This window comes from Nocardioides sp. S-1144 (genome assembly GCF_005954645.2).
Lineage (GTDB): Bacteria > Actinomycetota > Actinomycetes > Propionibacteriales > Nocardioidaceae > Nocardioides > Nocardioides dongxiaopingii.
Genome location: NZ_CP040695.2, coordinates 3,177,508 through 3,200,931, shown reverse-complemented (window position 1 = coordinate 3,200,931; position 23,424 = coordinate 3,177,508). Strand labels below are relative to the sequence as shown.

The window sequence follows — 23,424 nt, the reverse complement described above, 5'->3', positions numbered from 1 at the left end:
GTGGCGACGGCTGGAGACGCGATGGGGACGAGAAGGTCCGGCGGTCGGCTCAAGGTCGCAGTGGTGGTGCTGGCGGTCGCGACCACGGTGTCGTCGGTCCTCGCCGGCGTGGTGGCCGGGCCGGCCGCGGCGACGACCGAGGTCGCCTCCTCGCCGAGCCCGTCGTGGCGGGTCAACGGCAGGGTCTACGCCGTCGAGGTCGTTGGTGACACCGTGTTCGTCGGCGGCACCTTCACCACGGCGACCAGTCCGGGCGGTCAGACACAGCCACGCCTGAACCTCGCTGCGTTCGACGTCGCGACGGGGGCCCTGCGCACGACCTGGAGGGCAGACACCGGCGCCGCCGTGCGAGCGATCGTCAGTGACGGCACCGCGCTCTACGTCGGAGGCGCCTTCGGGCAGGTCGCGGGCCAGCCCCGGTCGCGGCTGGCGAAGGTCTCCGTCGCGACCGGGGCGCTGGACCAGCAGTTCCGGCCGGCGGTCAACGACAACGTCCGCGCCCTCGACCTCGATGCGACGGGGATCTACCTCGGTGGGGCGTTCACCCTGGTCAACGGGGTCCAGCGCAACCGCCTGGCGAAGGTGTCGGCCGACACCGGGGCCACCGACGGCTCCTTCGTCGCGAACGCCAACAACGCCGTGTGGGCGGTGGTGAAGAACCCGACGTCGGCGGTGGTCTACGCGGCCGGGCAGTTCAGCACGGTCAGCGGCATCGGGCGCAACGGCGTCGCCGCGGTGAGCTCGACGACCGGGTTGGTGAACGGCGTGACGTTCGCCTCGGCAGCCCGCCCGACGCTCGGGCTGGCAGTCAACGACGCCGGCACCCGGCTCTTCGGCGCCGGCGGCACGGGCGAGAACGCGCTCTCGGCCTGGAGCACGACCAGCGGCACGCGATTGTGGCGGCAGGTGGCGATGGGCGACATCCAGGCCGTCGAGGAGCACGACGGCACCGTCTTCTTCGGCTTCCACGACGGGTTCCAGGGAGACACGACCCAGAAGCTCCGCGCCGCCGACGAGGCGACCGGTGTCCTCGACCCCACCTTCCGGCCACGCTTCGACAGCTTCTGGGGGGTCTTCGCCATCGGGGTCAGCGACGACGTGCTGGTCGCCGGCGGCGAGTTCACCGCCGTCTCAGGAGTGCCGGCCCAGGGCCTCGTCCGGTTCGCCGTCACCAGCGACCCGCCGACGACGTCGACCACCTTCGTGGGCAGCACCACCCGGTGGCGCTACTGGGACAACGGCACCCGTCCGAACGGGTGGGAGGGCGTCTCGCACGACGACACGGCCTGGCGCGTCGGCAGCGCACAGCTCGGGTACGGCGACGGTGACGAGACCACCGTGGTCGGCTCCGGTCTCGGACCCCAGCGCTTCGTCTCCACCTACTTCCGTGCTGCGTTCACGGCGTCCGCGACCCCGGTGGCCGCACGACTGGAGCTCCTGGCCGACGACGGCGCCGTCGTCTACCTGAACGGCGTCGAGGTGGTCCGCGACAACATGCCGGGCGGGCAGGTGGACAACAGCACCCGTGCCTCCTCCAACCGGTCCGGCACGGCCGAGAACGCCTGGCGGGGCTTCGTCGTCCCTGCGGGACTGGTCGTCCCCGGGCTCAACGTCGTCGCCGTCGAGGTGCACCAGGACTCACCGTCGTCCTCCGACCTCGGCTTCGACCTGCGTCTCTCCGGAGACGTGCCGGGCACGCGCTAGCCCCGGTGGTGGCCGCGGCGCCCGCGAGAGGCGTGCCGCGAGCCGCGCGGGGCTCCGGTGGCCGCCGCACCTACGCTGGGCTCGTGAACTACGAGCCCAGCACCGCACCCGACGCCGCCGCCACCGACGACCACGTCCTGGCCGCCTGGCTGGCCGAGGAGGCCGGACGCCGGCTGCTCGACGTCCGCAGCCAGGGCCTGGAGGGCCGCGAGCTCAAGGACGCCGGCGACCGGGCCGCGCACGTGCTGCTGATGGAGCTGCTGGCCGAGCACCGCCCCGGCGACGCCGTGCTGTCCGAGGAGGGCAAGGACGACAAGGTCCGCCTCGGCGCCGACCGGGTGTGGATCGTCGACCCGCTCGACGGCACCCGCGAGTTCTCCGAGCCGCCGCGCGACGACTGGGCCGTGCACGTCGCGCTCTGGGAGCGCTCGGCCGGTGACGACGGCGACCTGACCGCCGGGGCCGTGGGCCAGCCCGCCCTGGGCGAGACCTTCCACACCGGCCGGCCGCCCGTCGTCCCGCCGTCGACGAGCGCGAGCCCCCGCATCGCGGTGTCCCGCAGCCGGCCGCCGGAGTTCGTGCACGGCCTGGCCGCCGAGCTCGACGCCCAGCTCGTGGCGATGGGCTCGGCGGGCGTCAAGGTGCTCTCGGTGGCCCGCGACGTCACCGACGCCTACGTCCACGCCGGCGGCCAGTACGAGTGGGACAGCGCCGCGCCCGTCGCGGTGGCCCGCGCCGCCGGCCTGTTCACGAGCCGGATCGACGGCTCGCCGCTGCGCTACAACCAGGACGACGTCTACCTGCCCGACCTGGTCGTGTGCCGTCCCGAGCTGGCCGACCGGATCCTGGCCTGGATCGCGGCCAACGGGGTCGAGTGAGCACCCCCGAGGTGCGGCACGTCCTGCTCGACGCCGACGGCGTCCTCCAGGACCTCCCCGGAGGGTGGTTCGACGGCCTCCGGCCGTGGCTCGGCGACCGCGCCGAGGAGTTCGTCCGCGAGTCCTGGCGCACCGAGCTGCCCTACCTGCGCGGCGAGGGTGACTTCCTCGACCACCTCACCGCCCACCTGCGGGCCTACGACGTCGACGTCCCGGTCGAGGAGGTCTACGCGGCCGTGTGGCACTCGATCGAGCTGGTGCCCTCCTCGATCGAGCTGGTGCACCGGCTGCGCCGGGCCGGGTACGGCGTCCACCTCGGCACCAACCAGGAGCGGCACCGGGCGGCGTACATGCGCACGAGGCTCGGCTACGACGACCTGTTCGACGTCTCCTGCTACTCGTGGGAGCTCGGGGCGCTCAAGCCGGAGCCGGCCTACTTCGAGCGGGCCGTCGAGCGGATCGGCGCCGAGCCGGGCGAGGTGCTCTTCGTCGACGACCGGCTCGACAACGTCGAGAGCGCGCGCTCGGTCGGGCTGGTCGGCGTCCACTGGACGTTCCTGGAGGGGCTCGGCGAAATCGAGTCGCGCCTGGCCGAGCACGGTGTGAGAGTCGGGTCGTGACCTCCTTCGTCTCCCACACGACCATCGACTGCCGTGACGCCTACGCGCTCTCCGAGTGGTGGAAGCCGGTGCTCGGCTACGTCGACATCGACGGCGACCCCAACGAGCCGGGCCACGAGGAGTGCATGATCCGCGACCCCGACAGCGGCCACCAGGTGCTCTTCATCGAGGTGCCGGTCGCCGAGGGCGCCGAGCTGCCGGGCAAGCGGATCCACCTCGACGTCGTCCCGCGCACGGGCACCCGCGACGAGGAGGTCGACCGGCTGCTCGCCCACGGCGCCACCCAGGTCGCCGACCACCGCGGGAACCACGGCCCCGGCACCGGGTGGGTCACCCTCGCCGACCCCGAGGGCAACCAGCTCTGCGTGCTGCGCTCCGAGGCCGAGCGCGCCACCCCCTGACGCCGACCCGTCGCTGATCACTGACGGGTCAGCCGGGGTTTGACGCCGACCCGTCGCTGATCACTGACGGGTCAGCGGGGGTGGGACGTCGACCCGTCGCTGATCACTGACGGGTCAGCGGGGGTGGGGTCGTAGGGTCGGGTCGTGACAGGGGTGCTCGCCGGGTTCGCGACGATCGCGGTGATCATCGGGTTCGGGATGCTGCTGGCGCACGCCGGGATCGTCGACGACGCCGGCCAGCGCACGCTGAGCGCGGTGGCGTTCTTCCTGGCCAGCCCGGCGCTGCTGTTCACGGTGCTGCAGGACAACGACGTCGGCCGGGTCTTCTCCGGCAACCTGGTCGCCATCGTGGGCGGGGTCGTGGTCACCGGCGCGGTGACGATCACGGTGGCCGTCGCGCGCCGCGAGGAGCTCGGGCGCAGCGTCATCGCGACGATGTGCTCCTCCTACTGCAACGCCGGCAACCTCGGCCTGCCGATCGCGGCCTACGCGCTCGGCGACGCGGCGCTGATCGCACCGGTGCTGCTCCTGCAGCTGCTGGTGCTCCAGCCCCTCGCGCTGACCGTCCTGGACGTCGCCGCCAGCCCGGAGCGCCCCTCGCTCGGCCGGGTGCTCAGCCGACCGCTGACCAACCCGATCACCGTCGCCAGCGCCACCGGGCTGGCCGTCGCGCTCAGCGGCGTCGAGGTGCCGGGCGCCGTCAACGACCCGCTCGCGCTGGTCGGCGCGATGGCGGTGCCCGCGATGCTGCTGGCCTACGGCGTCAGCCTGCGGCTCGGGCCGCTCCCGGGCCGCGGCGTGCCGCCGGGCGAGCTCGCCCTCGCGACGGGGCTCAAGCTCCTCGTCCAGCCGGCGGCGGCGTACGCCGTGGGGCTCCTGGTCGGCCTCGACGACGCCGCCCTGCTCGCGGTCGCGGTGATCTCGGCGCTGCCGACGGCGCAGAACGTGTTCGTGCTCGCCGGTCGCTACGGACGCGCCGAGCTGCTGGCGCGCGACGCGATCTTCGTCAGCACCCTGGGCTGCGTGCCGGTGGTGATCGGGATCGTCGCCGTGCTCGCCTGAGCGACGCGATGAATCCGGTGGCCGTCGGTGGTCCTCCGTATCCTGTGGCGCGTCCCGCGACCGGGAGCCAGGAGGAGACGAGCAGATGAGCGACGACACCACCGGCGAGCACGCGGCCGACCAGCACGACCTGATCCGGGTGCAGGGCTCCCGGGTCAACAACCTGAGGGACGTCAGCGTCGAGATCCCGAAGCGCCGCCTCTCGGTGTTCACCGGCGTGTCGGGCTCCGGCAAGAGCTCCCTGGTCTTCGGCACGATCGCCGCCGAGTCGCAGCGGATGATCAACGAGACCTACAGCACCTTCGTGCAGGGCTTCATGCCCTCGCTGGCCCGCCCCGACGTCGACCACATCGAGGGCATCACCACCGCGATCCTCGTCGACCAGGAGCGGATGGGCGCCAACGCGCGCTCCACGGTCGGCACGGCCACCGACGCCAACGCGATGCTGCGGGTGCTCTTCAGCCGGGTCGGCGACCCGTTCATCGGCCCGCCCACGGCGTTCGCCTTCAACGTGCCCACTCGCCGCGCCAGCGGCGTGATGACCTCGGCCACCGGCGAGAAGCAGGTCGTCCGCGACGCCGTCTACCTCGGCGGCATGTGCGCGCAGTGCGAGGGTCGCGGCACCGTCTCCGACCTCGACCTCACCGCGATCATCGACGAGAGCAGGTCGCTGGGCGACGGCGCGATCCTGGTGCCGGGCTACACCGCCGACGGCTGGCTGGTGGCGCCCTACAAGGAGGTCGTGCCGCCCGACGTCCCGATCGCGGACCTCACCCCCGAGCAGCGCCAGACCCTGCTCCACGGCGAGCCGCAGAAGGTCAGGATCGACAAGATCAACATCACCTTCGAGGGCCTGATCCCCAAGATCCGCAAGTCGATGTTCAGCAAGGACGTCGACTCCCTCCAGCCGCACGTCCGGGCCTTCGTCGAGCGGGCCGCCGTCTTCGCGGCGTGCTCGGCCTGCGACGGCACCCGGCTCAACGAGGCGGCCCGGTCGGCGCGGGTGGCCGGCCGGGGCATCGCCGAGGTCTGCGCCATGCAGATCACCGACGCCGCGACGTGGGCCCGCACCATCGCCGACCCGTCGGTGGCGCCGCTGGTGCGGAACCTCCTGCACCTGTTCGACTCCTTCGTCGAGATCGGGCTCGGCTACCTCTCCCTCGACCGGCCCGCCGGCACCCTGTCCGGCGGCGAGGCCCAGCGCACCAAGATGATCCGCCACCTCGGCTCGGCCCTCACCGACGTCACCTACGTCTTCGACGAGCCGACCATCGGGCTGCACCCGCACGACATCGAGCGGATGAACAACCTGCTCCTCGAGCTGCGCGACAAGGGCAACACCGTGCTCGTCGTCGAGCACAAGCCCGAGACGATCCGGATCGCCGACCACGTCGTCGACCTCGGCCCGCGCGCCGGCACCGGCGGCGGCACGGTCTGCTTCGAGGGCGACGTCGAGGGGCTGCGCGCCTCCGACACCCTCACCGGGCGCCACCTCAGCTACCGCGCCGCCCTCAAGGACGACGTCCGCGCGCGCACCGGGGTCCTCGAGGTCCGCGGCGCCTCGACCCACAACCTGCGCGACGTCGACGTCGACGTGCCGCTCGGCGTCCTGTGCGTCGTCACCGGTGTGGCCGGGTCGGGCAAGAGCTCGTTGATCCACGGCTCCGTCGCCGGCCGCGACGGGGTCGTCGTCATCGACCAGAGCGGCATCAAGGGCTCGCGACGCAGCAACCCGGCGACCTACACCGGGCTGCTCGAGCCGATCCGCAAGGCCTTCGCCAAGGCCAACGGCGTCAAGCCGGCCCTGTTCAGCGCCAACTCCGAGGGCGCCTGCGAGAGCTGCAAGGGCAACGGGATGATCTACACCGAGCTCGGCTTCATGGAGACCGTCGCGACGCTGTGCGACGAGTGCGGCGGCAAGCGGTTCCAGGCCTCCGTGCTCGAGCTGCGCCTCGGCGGCCTCAACATCGCCGAGGTGCTCGACCTGCCGGTGGCCGAGGCGCACGCCTTCCTGGCCGCGGGGGAGGCGAGGACGCCCGCCGCCGCCTCGATCCTGGAGCGGATGGACGACGTCGGGCTCGGCTACCTGCGCCTCGGGCAGCCGCTCAACACCCTGTCCGGCGGCGAGCGGCAGCGGCTCAAGCTGGCGATGCGGATGGGGGAGAAGGGCGGCGTCTACGTGCTCGACGAGCCGACCACCGGCCTGCACCTCGCCGACGTCGACAACCTGCTGCGCCTGCTCGACCGGCTCGTCGAGTCCGGCAAGTCGGTCGTGGTCATCGAGCACCACCAGGCCGTGATGGCGCACGCCGACTGGATCATCGACATCGGGCCCGGCGCCGGCCACGACGGCGGCACCGTGGTCTTCGAGGGCTCCCCGGCCGACCTGGTTGCCGCCGGCTCGACGCTCACCGGTCAGCACCTCGCCGCCTACGTCGGAGCCGGCTGAGCGCCGTCGCCGGCCGAGCGCCGTCGTCGGCCCGGGCGGGCGTCCCGGGTCTCACCCGGCGAAGACGGTGTCCTCCTGGTCGGGGATGACCGTGCCGTCGTCGCGGCGCGCCGGGCGCTCGCGCCCGCGCGGGCCGAGGGCGGCGGTGGTCGAGCAAGGGTACGGCTCCTCGAGCCGCGGCAGCGGCTGGATGAACATCGGGTTGATCGCCCAGCGCCCGTCGCCGGTCGCGTCGCCGTCGTAGGCCACGCACATCAGCTCCGCGGAGTTGCGGTTGAGGACGACGTGCACGCCGGTCGCGTCCTTGACCATGGAGACGTCGGTGGTCGCGTCGCCGCCGGCGAGCACCGGGCGCAGCGCGCGCCGCGCCGGGCGCAACGCCCGCGGGCCCTCCATGCCGAGCACCCGCTTGTTGATGAAGCACCGCTTGCCGTCGACGTAGGTCATGATCGCGTCGGCCCCGTCGGGGATGCCGCCGCAGCCCTCGAGGTGGCCGTTGAGCCGCCCGCGGGTGGTCAGCTGGGAGACCCCGATGGTGTGCGCGCGGTCGATGCCGAGGCCGCCGCCCCACACGTCGGCGAACTCCTTCGGCGACGCCGACACGATCCAGGGCTCGATCCCGGCGCGCTTCAGCGTCCGCACCAGGTCCCTCATCTCGGGGTAGTAGCGGATCCACGCGGTCTGGCGGGTCGAGCCGATCCGCTGGGTCGCGCCGATCGGTGCCTCCAGGGCGGCGGTGCGGGCCCGCGCCGCGAGCCGGCGCACCTCGGCGGGGCGGTAGCCCTGGAGCACCTGGCCGACCCAGGCGTACATCGCCTCCATCCGGCGGTGGTGGTAGCCGGCGAAGACCTCCTCGCCCGTGGTCGTCGTCTGCTCCTTGCGGACCGAGAGGATCTCGTCGGCGCACCGGGTGTTCGTGCGGGTCGGGAGCGGCTCGCCCGGCCGGGCCAGGGAGCCGCAGGCCCGGCGCAGGGCGCGGGCGCCGGCGTCGGTCATGTAGCGGCTCGTGGCGCGCCAGTCGCGGCGCGGCGGCTGGAGGATCTTGTCGTGGCCGAGCATCCAGAAGATGGTCTGGTCGGAGATGTCGTTCTTGATCAGGGTGTTGTCGAAGTCGAAGACCGCGTACGGGCGGTGCCCCGGCGCCTTCCCGCCCGGCCACGAGCAGCGGCCGCGGCGGTCGATGACACGCTGGATCAGCCGGGCGTTGTCGCCGTACCAGCGCTCGGCCAGGCGCAGCTCGGGGCACCGCGCCGCGGTGGGCGCGGAGACGGCTGCGGCGCTTGGCCGCGCGTCGGGGGTGCCCGCGGCGACGGGCGTGGCGGTGAGGGTGGCGCCGAGGACGGCGGCGATGATGCCGGCGACCACGAGGCCGGGACGGGGACGACGCATGCGGAGTACCTCCCGAGAGTGAAGCGTCCTCCGACCGTCCCACATCGCGCGGGCCCTGGCTACGCCCGCCGGCGACGGGCCACCGACGGGCCACCGACGGGCCACCCACGGGCCGGCTACGGGGTGACCCGGAGGACCTGGTCGTCGTCGGCCGCCGGCGTGCCGCGGCCGTCGCGGTTGCTCGTGGTCACCCAGAGCGCCCCGTCCGGGGCGACCGCGACGGTGCGCATCCGGCCGTAGCGGCCGATGAAGAAGGCCTGCGGGTCCACCGCGCGACGCCCGTCGATCCGCACCCTCCAGAGCCGCTCGCCCTTGAGCGCGGCCATCCACAGCGTGCCGTCGGCGTGGGCCAGGCCGGACGGCGACGCCTCGTCGGTGTCCCAGGTCTGCAGCGGGTCGACGTACTCGGGGGCGCCGCCGGTGCCCTCGACCTCCGGCCAGCCGTAGTTGCCCCCGGGGCGGATCAGGTTGAGCTCGTCGGACTCCTGGTCGCCGAACTCCGAGGCCCACAGCCGGCCCTGGTCGTCGAAGGCGAGACCCTGGACGTTGCGGTGGCCGTAGGAGTAGACCGGCGAGCCGAACGGGTTGCCGGGTGCGGGGTCGCCGTCGGGCGTCAGGCGCAGCACCTTGCCGCCGAGGGAGTCGCGGTCCTGGGCCAGCGCCGGCTCGCCGGACTCCCCGGTGGAGACGTAGAGCAGGCCGTCGGGGCCGAACTCGAGCCGGCCCCCGTCGTGGATGAAGCCGTTGGGGATGCCGTCGAGGAGCACCTCGAGGTCCTCGCCGAGCCGGTCGCCGCGCAGCTCGGTGCGCACGACGCGGTTGTCCTCGGCGGTGGTCAGGTAGAGGTAGACCAAGGCGTCGTCCTCGAACGTCGGCGACAGCGCGACGCCGAGCAGGCCGTCCTCCGCGCCGCCGCCCGTCGGCTCGGCCGCCTCGACGACGCCGAGCTCGGTCACCTCGCCCTCGGGCGTCACCCGCAGCACCCGACGGGTGTCGCGCTCGGTGAGGATGGCGTCGCCGTCGGCGAAGAAGTCGAGACCCCAGGGCGCCTCGAGGCCGGTGACGATCGCCTCGGCCCGGGGAGGGCCCGACGGCGGGTCGGCGGTCGGGGTGTCGGTGGGTGCGTCGGTGGGGTCACCGGTCGGGTCGCCGGTGGGCGCACCGGTGGGGTCGCTCACCGACCCGGACGGGCTCGGCGCGGCCGAGCTCGACGAGGGGGCGGCGTCGTCGGGCCCGTCGTCACCGCCGCCGCAGGCGGCCAGCACCAGGACGCCGGTGGTCAGGGCCGCCAGCAGCGGCGTCGCGCTCGCCCGCACGTCGTCAGCCGACCTTCGCGAGGAAGTCGCGCAGCAGCGCGTGGACCCGGTCGGGCTGCTCCATCTGCACGAAGTGCGACGTCGGCAGCTCGACGTACTCGGCGTCCCGCATCCGCGCTGCCGCGGTGGCCATGTCGCGCGAGCCGGCGAGGACGTCGTAGCGCCCGGCGACGAAGAACGCCGGCACCTCGATGCCGCTCAGCGACACCCGGGCGTGGCGCGAGGTGCTCAGCGCGAGGTGGAAGTACCAGTCGAGCGGGGTGGTGAGGAACTCCTTGACCCCGAGCGCGGCGAGCTCCGGGTCGCGCACCGGCAGCATGAAGCCCGAGTGCGAGAGCACAGCGATCGCGCGCGGCCCGATCGGCAGCGACCGCGCCACCGGGGAGAGCGCCCGGCCGGCGACCGCCATCGCCCGCGACAGCGACACCGTCACCGCCCGCGCCACCACGCGCGGCACGTGCAGCGGACCGAGCATCGTGGCGAAGGTGTCACCCGGCACGCCGGCCACCGCGAACAGCCCGGCCACCCGCTCCGGCTGCCGCACCGCCATCTCGAACATCGTGTTGACCCCCATCGACCACCCCATCAGCACCGCCCGGTCGACGCCGAAGTGGTCCATCACCGAGAGACCGTCCTCGACGAAGTGCTCGACCTCGACGTGGCTCGGGTCGCGCGGGCGCTCGGACCCGCCGACCCCGCGGTGGTTCCACGAGACCACCCGGACCCCGCAACCGGGGTCGAGCAGCGCCGGCCAGCACCACGGGTTCGTCCCGAGCCCGTTGCACAGCACGACGGTCGGGGCGCCGGCCTCGGCGAGGGCGCCGTCGGGGTCGTTGGTCCAGGCCCGCAGGTGGGTGCCGTCGTCGGAGAGCACGTCGCGGAGCTGCAGCGAGCGCGGCCCCGTGGCGGGGGTGACGGCGCGCGGGCGGGAGGTCGGCATGCGGTGATTGTGCCCGGTCGGCGGTGCCGCGCGCCGTCGCGCGGCCGCAGCGGAGCCGGTTCGTCCCGGTTCGGTGCCGGCGGACCGGCCAGGTCAGTGCCCGGTCCGGTGCCCGGCCCGCTGCTCCGCCGGTGCGGTGCCGTCGGCCGGGCGGGCGGCCAGGAAGTCGGCGACCTCCTGCCGCTCGACGCGCCGCCGGGCGCAGGAGGTGGTAGCCACCATCGCGTTGCGGCGGGCCTGCTGCTGGGAGGCGACCGGCCAGTCGCGCACCATCTGGACCAGCACCCGCCACGGGCTGCCGGCGGTGGGGGAGTGGGACATGGACCCGACGCTACGCCGCCGATGCCCCGGGGGCATCACCTCGACGTGACATCTGCGTGAACCCTGCGTCCGTGGGGTGCGGCCTCGCGCGCGGGACCGGCCTCAGTCGGGCACGGGGTCGGCCAGGGTGCCGCGCTGCCGGGTCGCGCCGACGCTGGCCGCGATGACGCAGGCGATCGCCAGCCACTGCACCGGCGAGAGCCGCTCGTCGATCACCAGCAGGCCGGCCAGGGCGGCCGCGGCCGGCTCGAGGCTCATCAGGATCCCGAACACCGCCGGCCGGATGCTGCGCAGCGCGACGAGCTCGCAGCTGTAGGGCACCACCGAGCTCAGCAGCCCGACCGCCGCACCGAGCAGGAGGATCCGCGGGTCGAGCAGGCCGTCGGTCGCGTCGTCGGTGAGCAGCAACGGCGTCAGCAGCGCCACGGCCACGACGCTGCCGAGGGCGAGCCCGTCGAGGCCGTCGTAGCGGCGTCCGACCGAGCCGGCCAGCAGGATGTAGGAGGCCCAGGCCGCCCCGGCCAGCAGCGCGAAGAGCACCCCGAGGACGTCGAGGTCGGCGCGCTCGGCACCGAGCAGCGCGACGCCGACGGCCGCGAGCGCGACCCAGGCCAGGTCCCGCGCCCGGCGCGAGCCGAGCACCGCGAGGGTGAGGGGGCCGATGAACTCGACGGTGACCGCGATGCCGAGCGGAATGCGCTGGAAGGACTGGTAGATCGCCCAGTTCATCAGGCCCAGGCTGGCGCCGTACCCGAGGACGGCGAGCAGGTCGGCGCGCGAGCGGAGCTGCAGGCGGGGGCGGGCGATCGCGACGAGCACCACCGCGCTGGTGGCCAGGCGCAGCCAGACGATCGTGGTCGGGCTGACCTCGTCGAAGAGGGACTTGGCGATGCTCGCGCCGAGCTGCACCGAGGCGATGCCGACCAGCACCAGCACGATGGGGGACGGTCGTGGCACCCGCACACTGTAGGAGGGCCCCCGGGCGCCACCGGACGGCGTCCCCGGCCCGGTCCGGCGCACCGGTGGGTCGGCGCGGACCCCCCGGTGGTTCGAGGCCTGAACCCGACGCCCGACGGCCGGCGCCGCGCCCTATCCTCGGAGCATGGACGACGCTCCCGCTCCGCCGCAGCACCCCGACATCAAGCCCCGCTCGCGCGACGTCACCGACGGTCTCGAGAAGGCCGCCGCGCGCGGGATGCTGCGGGCGGTCGGCATGGGCGACGACGACTGGGTCAAGCCGCAGATCGGCGTCGCCTCGTCGTGGAACGAGATCACCCCCTGCAACCTCTCCCTCGACCGGCTGGCCAAGGCCGTGAAGAACGGCGTGCACGCCGCCGGCGGCTACCCGCTCGAGTTCGGCACCATCTCGGTGTCCGACGGCATCTCGATGGGTCACGAGGGGATGCACTTCTCGCTGGTCTCCCGCGAGGTCATCGCCGACTCCGTCGAGACCGTGATGATGGCCGAGCGCCTCGACGGCTCGGTGCTGCTCGCCGGGTGCGACAAGTCGCTGCCCGGGATGATGATGGCCGCCGCGCGCCTCGACCTCTCCTCGGTCTTCCTCTACGCCGGCTCCACGATGCCGGGGTCGGTCGACGGCAAGGACGTCACCATCATCGACGCCTTCGAGGCCGTCGGTGCCTGCCTGGCCGGCAAGATCAGCCGCGACGAGGTCGACCGGATCGAGCGGGCGATCTGTCCCGGCGAGGGGGCCTGCGGCGGGATGTACACCGCCAACACGATGGCTGCCGTGGCCGAGGCGATCGGCATGTCGCTGCCCGGCTCGGCCGCGCCGCCGGCCGTCGACCGCCGCCGCGACGGGTTCGCCCACCGCTCCGGCGAGGCCGTCGTGAACCTGCTGCGCCACGGCATCACCGCGCGCCAGATCATGACCAAGGAGGCCTTCGAGAACGCCATCACCGTCGTGATGGCGCTCGGTGGGTCCACCAACGCCGTCCTGCACCTGCTGGCGATGGCCCGCGAGGCCGAGGTCGACCTCACCCTCGACGACTTCAACCGGGTCGGCGACAAGGTGCCGCACCTGGCCGACCTCAAGCCGTTCGGGCGCTACGTGATGAACGACGTCGACAAGATCGGCGGCATCCCGGTGGTGATGAAGGCCCTCCTCGACGCCGGCCTGATGCACGGCGACTGCCTCACCGTGACCGGCCGGACGATGGCCGAGAACCTCGAGGCCCTCGCCCCGCCGGCGCTCGACGGCGACGTCATCCGCAGCCTCGACCGGCCCATCCACGCCACCGGCGGGCTGACCATCCTCAAGGGCTCCCTCGCCCCCGAGGGCGCGGTGGTCAAGTCGGCCGGCTTCGACGAGTCCGTCTTCTCCGGCACCGCCCGGGTCTTCGACGGCGAGCGGGCCGCGATGGACGCGCTCACCGACGGCCGGATCGGCGCCGGCGACGTCGTCGTCATCCGCTACGAGGGCCCCAAGGGCGGCCCCGGCATGCGCGAGATGCTCGCCATCACCGGCGCCATCAAGGGCGCCGGCCTCGGCAAGGACGTGCTGCTCCTCACCGACGGCCGGTTCTCCGGCGGCACGACCGGCCTGTGCGTCGGGCACGTCGCCCCCGAGGCCGTCGACGGCGGGCCGATCGCCTTCGTGCGCGACGGCGACCCGATCACCCTCGACGTCCTCAACCGGACCCTCGAGGTGGAGATCGACCCCGACGACCTCGAGGCCCGCAAGGTCGGGTGGGAGCCGAACCCGCCGAAGTACACCCGCGGCGTGCTCGGCAAGTACGCCCGCACGGTCGCCTCGGCCGCGCACGGAGCCGTCACCTCCTGAGCGGCCCGGCCAGGACCACCAGCGTGCTGACCCGCGAGGGCCGGGGGTTCCTCGGCGCCCTCGCGGCGATCCTGGTGCTGGTGCTGCTCGCCGGGGTGGTCCGCCTCACCGAGGACGACGTCGCCCCGGCTCGATCCGAGGGCCCGGCGCCCGCGGCACCCGCACCGCCCGCAGGTGGTGCGCCGGCGTCGGAGGTCCCGAGCCCGCCGGCCGCGACGCCGGATGGTCCGGAGCCCGCGACGCCGCCGCCCGGGCGCGGCATCTTCGCGGGCGGCCGGGTGCTGGTGGCCTACTACGGCACCGGCCAGACCGCGTCGCTCGGGGTGCTCGGCGAGTCCGACCCCGACACGATGCACCGCCGGCTCCTGCGCGAGGCGCGCACCTTCGCCCGCCCCGGGCGCCCCGTCCAGCCGGTCTACGAGCTCATCGTCACCGTTGCCGACGGCGTGCCCGGCCCCGACGGCGACTACAGCCACGACGTCCCGCGGGCCGTCGTGGAGCGCTACCTGCGCGCCGCGCGCCGCCACGGCGCCCTGCTGCTGCTCGACGTCCAGCCGGGCCGGTCGACGTTCCCCGAGGTGGCCCGCCGCTGGGCCTGGGCGCTGCGCGACCCCCTGGTCGGCCTCGCGCTCGACCCGGAGTGGCGGATGGGCCCGCGGCAGGTGCCCGGCCGGGTGATCGGGTCGGTGCGAGGTGCCGAGGTCGACCGGACCGCGGCCTGGCTGGCGCGGCTGCGGGCCGAGCGCGACCTGCCCGAGAAGCTCTTCGTCCTGCACCAGTTCCGTCGCGAGATGATCACCGACGTCGACCGGGTCCGGGCCCGGCCCGGGCTCGCGATGGTCCAGCACGTCGACGGCTTCGGCACCCCCGGGCAGAAGCTCGCGACCTACCGCCACGTCGCGCGCCCGCAGCAGTTCCGGATGGGGTTCAAGCTCTTCTACGACGAGGACGTCCGCCGGATGCCGGCCGCCGCCGTGCACCGCATCCGTCCCGAGGTGCGGTTCGTCAGCTTCCAGTAGCGGCGTCGGTCGGCGAGGGCCGCCCCCCGACCGGTCAGAAGTAGTCGCGCACGTGGAACGGGCGGCCGCCCAGCGCGGCGTCGAGGACGTGGTCGTGCCTGCGCGGGCCGGTGAGGTGGCTGGTCAGGCGGAGGTTGCCGCACGACTGGGCGCCGGCGTAGAGCATCGCCAGCCCCTGCGGCGTGAAGGTCGGGACGTCGTCGCCGGCGCTCGTGCGGGTGCAGCGGCCGGGGCCGTCACCGAGGGCGAGCCGGTAGGCGCCGTCGGTGCTGCCGAACCGGTCGCCGGCGACGGCGAAGCCGACCTCCGCGGCCAGGCCCGGGACGGAGACCCGGCGGGCGTCGAGCGCGCCGACGACGTCGCAGACGCGGAGCATGTAGGGGTGCCGCTCGACCAGGTCCCAGGTGGAGGTGCCGAGCACGAGGCGGGCGGGATCCTGGCCCGAGGTCCGCACCCGGACCCGGCCGGTCACCGACGAGAACGTCGCGAACATCGACCACAGCGCGCGGTAGCCGTCGAGGGTGGTCGCGAGCAGGTCCTGGACCGTGATGCTGGCGCCCGCGTCGTAGCCGTGGCCCCGGTCCCAGGCGGCGTAGCCGACGACCCGGTCGTCGGCGTCGACCGCGAGGGTGACGGCGTCGTGCTCGCCGAGCACCTCCTCGTCGCCCTCCGCGAAGGCCGGGCCGGTGCGCGTCAGGGGGCCGTCCTGCTCCGCGGCCCAGGCGGCGTACAGCGCCCGGACCGCCGGGACGTCGGCCACGGTGGCCCGGCGGGTGCGGGTGGCCGTCGGCGGCCGGACCCGCGCGAGCTCGGCTGTCGGCACCGACGCGACGTCGTAGGAGCCGACGAGCTCGTAGCCGAGCGAGCGGTAGATGCCGTTGGCGGTCGGGTAGAGCGTCGAGACCACCTCGCCCAGCCCCGCCGCCTCCTCGAGCATCGCGGCGAACAGCTCGCCGAGCAGGCCGCCGCCCCGCTCCTCGGCCGCGACCGCCACCGACGCGATCCCGGACGTCGGCACGCTGGCGCCCCCGAAGAACGAGGCGAACGGGTACGCCGCGACCCGGCCCAGCAGCCGGCCGTCACGGAAGGCGCCCCACACCCGCCGGTCGGTCGGCTCGGTCGTCGGCCGGGCCGGCGCCGGCGTGCCCGGGGGCAGGCTGCCGAAGGCCTCCCGGCCCAGGGCCGTCGTCTGGTCGTGGTCGTCGAGGGTCAGGCGCCGGATCTCCACGCCGCAGGTCTACCCGGTGGCGCCGGCCGGTGTCGAACGGGTCGGCCCCGGGCCGTGCGGGTGGTCCGCTGGGTACTCTCGCCACCGTGACCGACCTCGACGCGCAGGACCCGCTGGCGACCTACCGGGACCGCTTCGTGGGCACCGACGGGCCGCTGGTCTACCTCGACGGCAACTCCCTCGGCCGACCGCTGCGCGTCACCGGCGACCGGCTGCGCGACTTCGTCGGCGGCGAGTGGGGGAGCCGGCTGATCCGTGGCTGGGACGAGGGGTGGTTCGCCCTCCCGGAGGTCGTCGGCGACGAGCTCGGGCGCACCTGCCTCGGCGCGGCCGCCGGGCAGACCGTCGTGGGCGACTCGACGACCGTGCTGCTCTACAAGGCGATGCGCGCCGCGGTGGCGCTGCGCCCGGGCCGCACCGAGATCGTCGTCGACCGCGACAACTTCCCGACCGACCGGTACGTCGCCGACGGCGTCGCGCGCGAGTGCGGGCTGCGGCTGCGCTGGATCGACGTCGACACCACCGCCGGCGTCACCACCGAGCAGCTCACGAAGGTCGTCGGGGAGCAGACCGCGCTCGTCGTCCTCAGCCACGTGGCCTACCGGTCGGCGTGGCTCGCCGACGGTCCGGGGCTGACCCGGGTCGCCCACGACGCCGGCGCCCTCGTGCTCTGGGACCTGTCGCACTCGGTCGGGTCGGTCCCGCTGGCCCTCGACGCCTGGGACGCCGACCTCGCGGTCGGCTGCACCTACAAGTACCTCAACGGCGGGCCGGGCGCGCCGGCGTTCGTCTACGTCGCCCGGCGGCTCCTCGACGACCCGGACCGGCCGCTCGTCCAGCCCGTCCAGGGTTGGATGGGCGCGAGCGACCCGTTCCTGATGGGCCCGACCTACGCGCCCGCGCCCGGCATCCGGCGGATGCTGTCGGGGACCCCGCCGGTGGTCGGGATGCTCGCCGTCCAGGACATGCTCGCGCTGCTCGGCGAGGTCGGGATGGACGCCGTGCGCGCCAAGTCGGTCGGGCTCACCGAGCACGCGATCGCGCTGGCCGACGAGCTGCTGCCCGGGACGACGGTCGCGTCCCCGCGCGACGCCGGGCGGCGCGGCGGCCACGTCACCCTCAACCACCCGCTGATGCGCGAGGCCACGGCCGCGCTGTGGCAGCGCGACGTCGTCCCCGACTACCGCGACCCGCACGGGCTGCGGCTCGGGCTCTCGCCGCTGTCGACGTCCTACGACGAGGTCGAGCGCGGGCTGCGGGCCGTGCGCGAGGTGCTGGACGGCCTCACCTGAGCGCGCGGACGGCCCGGGAGGCAGCCCGGCCGCCGATCCCGGCCGAGATCAAGGTCCTGGTCGGCTCGGCCTTCGTCATCGCGATCGGCTTCGGCCTGGTCGCGCCGGTCCTCCCGGCCTACGCCCGCAGCTTCGACGTCGGGGTCGCGGCCGCCTCGGTCGTGGTCTCGGCGTTCGCCTTCTTCCGGCTGGTCTTCGCCCCGGCGGGCGGCGCGCTGGTGTCGCGGCTGGGGGAGCGGCCGGTCTACCTCACCGGCCTGCTCCTGGTCGCGGCCTCCTCGCTGGCGACGGCGTTCGCCCAGTCCTACGCGCAGCTGCTGGTCTTCCGCGGCCTGGGCGGCATCGGCTCGACGATGTTCACCGTCTCGGCGATGGCGCTGCTGGTGCGGCTCGCGCCGCCGACCATCCGGGGCCGGGTGTCCTCGGCGTACGCGAGCTCGTTCCTCATCGGCGGCATGCTCGGCCCGGTGCTCGGCGGCCTGCTGGCCGGCCTCGGCCTGCGCGTCCCGTTCATCGCCTACGCCGTGGCGCTGGTCGTCGCGGCCACCGTGGTCGGCGTCCGGCTCTCCTCGGCCCGGCTGCGCCCGGACGGGTCGGGCCCGGTCAAGGCGCCGATGCGCGTGCGCGAGGCCCTCGGCCACTCCGCCTACCGGGCGGCGCTGGCGTCGGGGTTCGCGAACGGGTGGTGCAACTTCGGCGTGCGGGTCGCGGTGCTGCCGCAGTTCGCCGTCGTGGTGCACGACGACACCTGGGTCGCCGGCGTCGCGCTCGCCCTCGCCGCGCTCGGCACCGCGCTGACCCTGCAGGTCGCCGGCCGGGTCGCGGACTCGGTCGGCCGGCGTCCGCTGGTGCTGGTCGGGCTGGTCGTGACGGCGCTCGGCCTCGGCCTGATCGGGCTCAGCGGCGACCTCGTCACTCTGCTGGCCCTCTCCGCGCTCTCCGGCGTCGGCGCCGGACTCGTCAACCCCGGTCAGCAGGCCACGGTGGCCGACGTCGTCGGGTCCGACCGGGCCGGCGGCACCGTGCTGGGCACCTTCCAGATGGCGCAGGACGGCGGCGCGATCCTCGGGCCGGTCCTGGTCGGCCTGGTCGCCGACCGGTGGGGCTTCGGGTACGCCTTCGGCGTGACCGCGCTGGTCAGCCTGCTCGCCGTGCTGCCGTGGCTGGTGGCCACCGAGACGCTCGGCGAGGAGCCGCGGCCCGGCCTGGCAGGGTGAGGCGCGTGACCCGCTACCCCGCACCCCTCCGCCCGGGCGACACGATCGCCGTGACCGCACCGTCCTCCGGTGTCGGCGCCGCGCTGCGGCCGCGGCTCGACCACAACGTGGCCTGGCTGCGCGCCCGCGGCTACGAGGTCCGCGTCGGCGACTGCCTGGCCGGGGACCGCTACGTCTCGGCGCCGCGGGCGCAGCGGGCCGCCGAGCTGACCGCGATGCTCGCGGACCCGACGGTGCGCGCGGTCGTCCCGCCGTGGGGCGGGGAGCTGCTGGTCGACCTGCTCGACCAGCTCGACTGGACGGCGCTGGCCGACCTCGAGCCGACCTGGGTGGTCGGCTTCAGCGACCTGTCGACCCTGCTGCTGCCGCTGACCACCCGCCTCGGGTGGGCCTCCATCCACGGCAGCAACCTGATGGACACCACCTACCGCACGCCCGAGGGCCTCGCGCACTGGACGACGCTCGCGGCGCTCGGCGAGGGTGAGGAGGTCGTCCAGCGCAGCCCGGGCCGCTACCGCGACGAGGGCTGGGACGACTACCGCGCCGACCCGGCGGTCGAGGAGATGACGCTGCCGGGCACCGGGTCCTGGACCCTCGTCGGCGGCGGCGGTCTCGACGTGACCGGGCGGCTGGTCGGCGGCTGCGTCGAGACGGTCTCGCACCTCGCCGGGACGCCGTTCGGCGACGTCCCGGGCTACGGCGAGCTGCACGCCGGCGACGGCCTCGTGGTCTACCTCGAGGCGGCCGAGGCCGATGCCTACGCCGTGGGTCGGGCTCTGCACGGGCTGCGGCTGGCCGGCTGGTTCGAGCAGGCGACCGCGGTCCTGGTGGGCCGCACCCGCGCGCCCGGGCACGCCGACCTGAGCCAGCACGACGCCGTCCGCGACGCGCTCGGGTCGCTCGACGTGCCGATCGTGCTCGACGTCGAGGTCGGCCACTGCCAGCCGTTCCTCCCGCTCGTCAACGGGGCCCTGGCGCGGGTGGTCGTCGACGGCGACCGGCGCGAGGTCACGCAGCAGCTCCTCTGACCCTGGCATCCCCGTCACCCGAGAGGTGAGGTGACTCGGCCGCCGACCCCGACACGATGAGCCGGTGCCCGTGCTGCCCGCCCCACCGTCGCTCGACGACGGAGCCGCCCCCGAGGACGTCGCGTCGTGGGTGGCGGCCCACCTCGGCGATCTCGCCCGCGAAGGTGCGGACGGCGTCCGGCCCGGTGCGCTGAGAGGCGGGCAGGCCGCGGCCGACGCCGCCCTGGCGGGTCTCGACGTGCGTGGCTACGCCCGCTCACGCAGCACGGTGCTGCCGGTGGCACGGCAGGGGGCGACCCGGATGTCGCCGTACGTGCGCCACGGCCTGGTCGGGCTCGCCGAGTTGTGGGCGGCGGTCGCCCAGGCGGCGGACCACGACCGCCGGCGCTACCGGGACGAGCTGTTGTGGCAGGAGTACGCACGTCACCTCTACGCACGCGTGGGCGCCGACCTGGGGCGGTCGCTGCGTCACGAACAGCCCCGGCCGTCCGGGTGGCCCGCGGCGCCGTGGTCGGAGGAGCTGCGGTGCGTCGAGCACGCGACCGACGCGCTTCGCAGCGACGGCTGGGTGGTCAACCAGCAGCGGATGTGGTTGGCCTCGCAGTGGGCGGTGCGGGCCGGAGCCGCGTGGCGTGTGGGTGAGGACACGATGTTCGCCCACCTCCTCGACGGCTCGCGAGCCGCCAACCGGCTCGGCTGGCAGTGGACCGTCGGCACCGGGAGCGGGAAGCCCTACGGCTTCAGCCGGTGGCAGGTCGAGAAGCGAGCGCCGGAGCTGTGCCGCCGTTGCAGCCTGCGCGACGCCTGCCCGATCGACGACTGGCCGGACGCCGGCGTGGGACCGGCCGTCCCAGGTCCTGAGCTGGGCAGGGCGCCGGTGCCCGGCGGTCCCGATGCGGTGGTCGGGGGCGGCGGCGAGCGGGTCTGGTTGACCGCAGAGTCCCTCGGGCTGGGTGACCCCGCCCTCGTCGCAGACCCGGACCGGCACGCCACCTTCGTCTTCGACGAGCCGCTCCTGCGGCGGCTCCAGCTCTCGGGCAAGCGACTGGTCTTCCTGGCCGAGACCCTCGGCGAGATCGCCGCGACCCGCCCCCTGGAGGTGCGTCGGGGCGACGTCGTGGCCGAGCTCGCCGGCGTCCCGCTCGCGACGACGTACGCCCCGGTGCCCGGGTGGCACCGGCGGCGCGCAGCCCTCGACGTGGTCGAGGTGCACCCCTGGCCGTGGTTGGTGGCGCCGCGCGCCGACCGGCCCGCGAGCGTGCGGTCCTTCAGCGCGTGGCGCAAGGACGTCGGCCGCTGAGAGGTTCGTGCCCGGGGTCAGTGAATCTTCGAGCGCCAGTCGGCCGGGACCCGGCCCTGCGGGCCGGGCGTGGGCTGGTCGAGGGGGTGCGACCGCGGCTCGGCGAGCTCGAACCCGTCCGGGACGTCGACGACGGCGGCGTGCGCGAAGTCCCAGAACCAGTCCTCGCCCGGCTCGAAGCTCTGCATGACGCTGTGCCCGGTCGCGGCGTAGTGGGCCGAGGCGTGCTGGCCGGGGGAGGAGTCGCAGCAGCCGACGTGACCGCAGGCGGCGCAGCGGCGCAGGTGCACCCACCAGCCCCCGGCGGCGTCGCACTCGACGCAGCCGGCGCCGCTGGGAGGGACGGAGAGGTCGACGGCGTCCGTCGGGGTCGCACCGGGATCGGTCATGGTGCCGAGTGTGCCGGGCCGGAGGCCCCGCGGTCGAGAGCCGCGGGCCCGACGCCCGTGGTGTCGGGGAGACTGGCCCCGTGGCGCACCTCGACGAGCACGGTCAACCGGTCGGCGACGTGGTGGAGGGGTGGTCGGCGCGGGCCTGGCCGGTCCCGGTCGTGCTGGAGGGCCGGTACGTCGTCCTCGAGCCGTTGGCGCTCCACCACGCGCCGGCGCTGCACCGCTCGCTGTGCGACCCCGGGAGCCACGCGCTCTGGACCTACCGGCCGACCGAGCCCCCGGCCGACGTGGCGGCGACGGAGGCGTTCGTCGCCGACGTCCTGGCCCCCGCCACCGTGGAGGCCTGGGCCGTCGTCCCGCGCGGCGGCGAGGCCGCCGGGCTGACGTCGTTCATGCGGATCGACCCGGCCACCGGCCAGGTCGAGGTCGCGGGGGTGCTGTACGCGCGCCACCTCCAGCGGACGCCGGCGACCACCGAGGCCACGCACCTGCTGATGCGCTGGGCCTTCGACGTCCTGGGCTACCGGCGCTTCGAGTGGAAGTGCGACTCCCTCAACGAGCCGTCGCGGCGGGCCGCCGCGCGGCTCGGCTTCACCCACGAGGGCCGGTTCCGGAACCACATGATCACCAAGGGCCGCAACCGCGACACCGACTGGTTCTCCGTCACCGACGCCGAGTGGCCCGCGGTCCGGGCGGCGCACGAGCGCTGGCTCGACCCGGCGAACTTCGACGACGAGGGCCACCAGCGCACGCCCCTTCGTGTGCAGACCTGACCGGCTGGTGTGTGGCAGGGTCACCGCCATGGACCAGCGGATCAGCTTCGTCACCCTGGCGGTCGCGGACCTCGCGGCGAGCCGGGCGTTCTACGTCGACGGGCTCGGCTGGGAGCCCGCCCTCGACGACGGCGACGTGCTGATGCTCCCGGCCGGCGAGCACCTGGTGCTGTCGCTGTGGAGCAGGGCCAGCTTCGAGGCGGAGGTCGGCCCGGTCGCCACCGGCGACGGGGTCGCGCCGATCACGCTCGCCCACAACGTGCGGACCGCGGCCGAGGTCGACGCCGTCCTCGCCGAGGCGGTCGCCGCCGGCGCCGTGGCGGTCGGCCCGGCGCAGGAGCGCGAGTGGGGTGGCTACACCGGCTACTTCGCCGATCCCGACGGTTTCCGCTGGGAGATCGCCACCAATCCCGGACCCATCGGACAGAAGGTGCTGCCATGAGCGACGACACGACGGACACGACGGACACGACGGACCCGACCGGGCACGACGGCGAGGAGCGGACCGACCGGACCGTGCTGTCCGGCCACGAGGTGGAGGCCGAGCTGCTCGCGGACTGGCGGATCCTGTTCTCCACGCTGCACGGCCGCTTCGAGACCGGTGACTTCGCCACCGGGGTGAAGCTGGTCGAGGCGATCGGTGCCGCGGCCGAGGAGATGGACCACCACCCCGACGTCGACCTCACCTACCCCCGCGTCGACGTCCGGCTCACCAGCCACGACGTCGGCGGCGTGACCATGCGCGACGTCCGCCTCGCCCGCACCATCACCGACCTCGCCGGCCGTCTCGGCGCGACCGCCCGGCCCGACGAGGTCTCGGTGCTCGAGATCGGGCTCGACACCTGGGACTTCGCCGAGGTCAGGCCGTTCTGGGCGGCCCTGCTGGGCTACGAGGGGGAGGACGGCGACGACGAGCTCGTCGACCCGGACGGGACGATGCCGACCATCTGGGCGCAGCACGCCGACCGGCACGACCGGCCCCAGCAGCGCTGGCACCTCGACCTCCGGGTCCCGCCCGAGGTGGCCGAGCGCCGGGTCAGGCAGGCGCTCGAGGCCGGAGGGACGCTCGTCTCCGACGAGCGGGCCCCGGCGTTCTGGGTGCTGGCCGACGCGCAGGGCAACCAGGCATGCATCACCACCTGGCTGGGCCGCGGCATCGCCTGAGTCGTGACCACATGTCGGGACCTCCGTCCCGACATGTGGGACGGTGGCCGACTGGGCGCCGCCGGCGCGGGGCCACCGGCTACGGTGAGGACATGCTCCACCGCCTTCTCGTACGCACCCGACGCGCC

The 23,424-nt window shown here is 74.5% G+C and carries 22 protein-coding genes; 15 read left to right on the top strand and 7 right to left on the bottom strand.

What is annotated here, in order from left to right; translation table 11 throughout:
- Nucleotides 1-63: 63 nt before the first annotated feature.
- The 6 genes from FE634_RS14935 to FE634_RS14910 all read left to right on the top strand — a co-directional run bounded on the left by FE634_RS14935 (nucleotide 64) and on the right by FE634_RS14910 (nucleotide 7,114).
- Nucleotides 64-1,704 (top strand): hypothetical protein, encoded by a 1,641-nt coding sequence (locus FE634_RS14935; protein ID WP_138876324.1) that lies wholly within the window; start codon nucleotides 64-66, stop codon nucleotides 1,702-1,704.
- 83 nt (nucleotides 1,705-1,787) lie between these two features.
- Nucleotides 1,788-2,582 (top strand): 3'(2'),5'-bisphosphate nucleotidase CysQ, encoded by a 795-nt coding sequence (locus FE634_RS14930; protein ID WP_138876323.1) that lies wholly within the window; start codon nucleotides 1,788-1,790, stop codon nucleotides 2,580-2,582.
- Entirely contained in the window at nucleotides 2,579-3,202 is a 624-nt protein-coding gene (locus FE634_RS14925) for an HAD family hydrolase (RefSeq protein WP_222847588.1), read from the top strand. Before FE634_RS14930 ends, FE634_RS14925 begins: the two co-directional genes overlap by 4 nt.
- Nucleotides 3,199-3,603, top strand: coding sequence for a VOC family protein (locus FE634_RS14920; protein ID WP_138876322.1), 405 nt, complete (start codon nucleotides 3,199-3,201; stop codon nucleotides 3,601-3,603). Before FE634_RS14925 ends, FE634_RS14920 begins: the two co-directional genes overlap by 4 nt.
- 144 nt (nucleotides 3,604-3,747) lie before the next feature.
- A complete protein-coding gene (locus FE634_RS14915; protein ID WP_138876321.1) occupies nucleotides 3,748-4,665 on the top strand; it encodes an AEC family transporter in 918 nt (305 codons plus the stop codon).
- Between the two features lie 85 nt (nucleotides 4,666-4,750).
- Nucleotides 4,751-7,114 carry an ATP-binding cassette domain-containing protein gene (locus FE634_RS14910; protein WP_138876320.1) on the top strand — a complete coding sequence of 788 codons (2,364 nt, stop codon included), beginning with the start codon at nucleotides 4,751-4,753 and terminating at the stop codon, nucleotides 7,112-7,114.
- Nucleotides 7,115-7,165: 51 nt separating this feature from the next.
- On the opposite strand, the gene FE634_RS14905 is transcribed toward FE634_RS14910, so the two are convergent.
- The 5 genes from FE634_RS14905 to FE634_RS14885 all read right to left on the bottom strand — a co-directional run bounded on the left by FE634_RS14905 (nucleotide 7,166) and on the right by FE634_RS14885 (nucleotide 12,037).
- Complete coding sequence (locus FE634_RS14905; protein WP_138876319.1) at nucleotides 7,166-8,503, bottom strand: HAD family hydrolase; 1,338 nt, start codon at nucleotides 8,501-8,503, stop codon at nucleotides 7,166-7,168.
- Nucleotides 8,504-8,619: 116 nt separating this feature from the next.
- Nucleotides 8,620-9,819 (bottom strand): PQQ-dependent sugar dehydrogenase, encoded by a 1,200-nt coding sequence (locus tag FE634_RS14900; RefSeq protein WP_222847587.1) that lies wholly within the window; start codon nucleotides 9,817-9,819, stop codon nucleotides 8,620-8,622.
- 4 nt (nucleotides 9,820-9,823) lie between these two features.
- On the bottom strand, nucleotides 9,824-10,759 hold the full coding sequence (locus FE634_RS14895) for an alpha/beta fold hydrolase (protein WP_138876318.1): 936 nt from the start codon (nucleotides 10,757-10,759) through the stop codon (nucleotides 9,824-9,826).
- A gap of 93 nt (nucleotides 10,760-10,852) precedes the next feature.
- Entirely contained in the window at nucleotides 10,853-11,080 is a 228-nt protein-coding gene (locus FE634_RS14890) for a hypothetical protein (protein WP_138876317.1), read from the bottom strand.
- Between the two features lie 102 nt (nucleotides 11,081-11,182).
- The gene (locus FE634_RS14885) at nucleotides 11,183-12,037 is read right to left on the bottom strand and encodes an EamA family transporter (RefSeq protein ID WP_262347441.1); all 855 of its coding nucleotides are present in this window, start codon (nucleotides 12,035-12,037) and stop codon (nucleotides 11,183-11,185) included.
- 145 nt (nucleotides 12,038-12,182) lie between these two features.
- Between FE634_RS14885 and ilvD the strand changes: the two genes are divergently transcribed.
- Both ilvD and FE634_RS14875 read left to right on the top strand, forming a co-directional pair.
- Entirely contained in the window at nucleotides 12,183-13,883 is a 1,701-nt protein-coding gene (gene ilvD / locus FE634_RS14880; RefSeq protein WP_138876316.1) for a dihydroxy-acid dehydratase, read from the top strand.
- Between the two features lie 23 nt (nucleotides 13,884-13,906).
- Nucleotides 13,907-14,902, top strand: coding sequence for a hypothetical protein (locus FE634_RS14875; RefSeq protein WP_138876315.1), 996 nt, complete (start codon nucleotides 13,907-13,909; stop codon nucleotides 14,900-14,902).
- Nucleotides 14,903-14,936: 34 nt separating this feature from the next.
- On the opposite strand, the gene FE634_RS14870 is transcribed toward FE634_RS14875, so the two are convergent.
- Nucleotides 14,937-16,130, bottom strand: coding sequence for a GNAT family N-acetyltransferase (locus tag FE634_RS14870; protein WP_138876314.1), 1,194 nt, complete (start codon nucleotides 16,128-16,130; stop codon nucleotides 14,937-14,939).
- A gap of 86 nt (nucleotides 16,131-16,216) precedes the next feature.
- On the opposite strand from FE634_RS14870, the gene FE634_RS21685 reads away from it, so the two are divergent.
- From FE634_RS21685 to FE634_RS14850, 4 genes are all read left to right on the top strand, one after another.
- Nucleotides 16,217-17,422, top strand: a complete 1,206-nt coding sequence (locus FE634_RS21685) for a kynureninase (protein ID WP_262347440.1) — start codon at nucleotides 16,217-16,219, stop codon at nucleotides 17,420-17,422.
- Nucleotides 17,419-18,639, top strand: coding sequence for an MFS transporter (locus tag FE634_RS14860; protein WP_262347674.1), 1,221 nt, complete (start codon nucleotides 17,419-17,421; stop codon nucleotides 18,637-18,639). Before FE634_RS21685 ends, FE634_RS14860 begins: the two co-directional genes overlap by 4 nt.
- A gap of 5 nt (nucleotides 18,640-18,644) precedes the next feature.
- The gene (locus FE634_RS14855; protein ID WP_138876312.1) at nucleotides 18,645-19,667 is read left to right on the top strand and encodes a S66 family peptidase; all 1,023 of its coding nucleotides are present in this window, start codon (nucleotides 18,645-18,647) and stop codon (nucleotides 19,665-19,667) included.
- 64 nt (nucleotides 19,668-19,731) lie between these two features.
- Nucleotides 19,732-20,967: an FAD-binding domain-containing protein gene (locus FE634_RS14850; RefSeq protein WP_138876311.1), complete on the top strand. Its 1,236-nt coding sequence runs from the start codon at nucleotides 19,732-19,734 to the stop codon at nucleotides 20,965-20,967.
- A 17-nt stretch (nucleotides 20,968-20,984) separates the two neighbouring features.
- On the opposite strand, the gene FE634_RS14845 is transcribed toward FE634_RS14850, so the two are convergent.
- Nucleotides 20,985-21,356, bottom strand: a complete 372-nt coding sequence (locus FE634_RS14845) for a UBP-type zinc finger domain-containing protein (RefSeq protein ID WP_138876310.1) — start codon at nucleotides 21,354-21,356, stop codon at nucleotides 20,985-20,987.
- An 80-nt stretch (nucleotides 21,357-21,436) separates the two neighbouring features.
- Here FE634_RS14845 and FE634_RS14840 point away from each other — a divergent pair, with 80 nt between their 5' ends.
- Genes FE634_RS14840 through FE634_RS14830 form a run of 3 tightly spaced genes read left to right on the top strand, consistent with a single transcriptional unit; the run spans nucleotide 21,437 to nucleotide 23,296 of the window.
- Complete coding sequence (locus FE634_RS14840) at nucleotides 21,437-22,132, top strand: GNAT family N-acetyltransferase (protein WP_138876309.1); 696 nt, start codon at nucleotides 21,437-21,439, stop codon at nucleotides 22,130-22,132.
- A gap of 28 nt (nucleotides 22,133-22,160) precedes the next feature.
- On the top strand, nucleotides 22,161-22,574 hold the full coding sequence (locus tag FE634_RS14835; RefSeq protein WP_138876308.1) for a VOC family protein: 414 nt from the start codon (nucleotides 22,161-22,163) through the stop codon (nucleotides 22,572-22,574).
- Nucleotides 22,571-23,296 carry a 4a-hydroxytetrahydrobiopterin dehydratase gene (locus FE634_RS14830; protein WP_148240734.1) on the top strand — a complete coding sequence of 242 codons (726 nt, stop codon included), beginning with the start codon at nucleotides 22,571-22,573 and terminating at the stop codon, nucleotides 23,294-23,296. The genes FE634_RS14835 and FE634_RS14830 overlap by 4 nt, the downstream gene beginning before the upstream one ends.
- Nucleotides 23,297-23,424 lie beyond the last annotated feature (128 nt).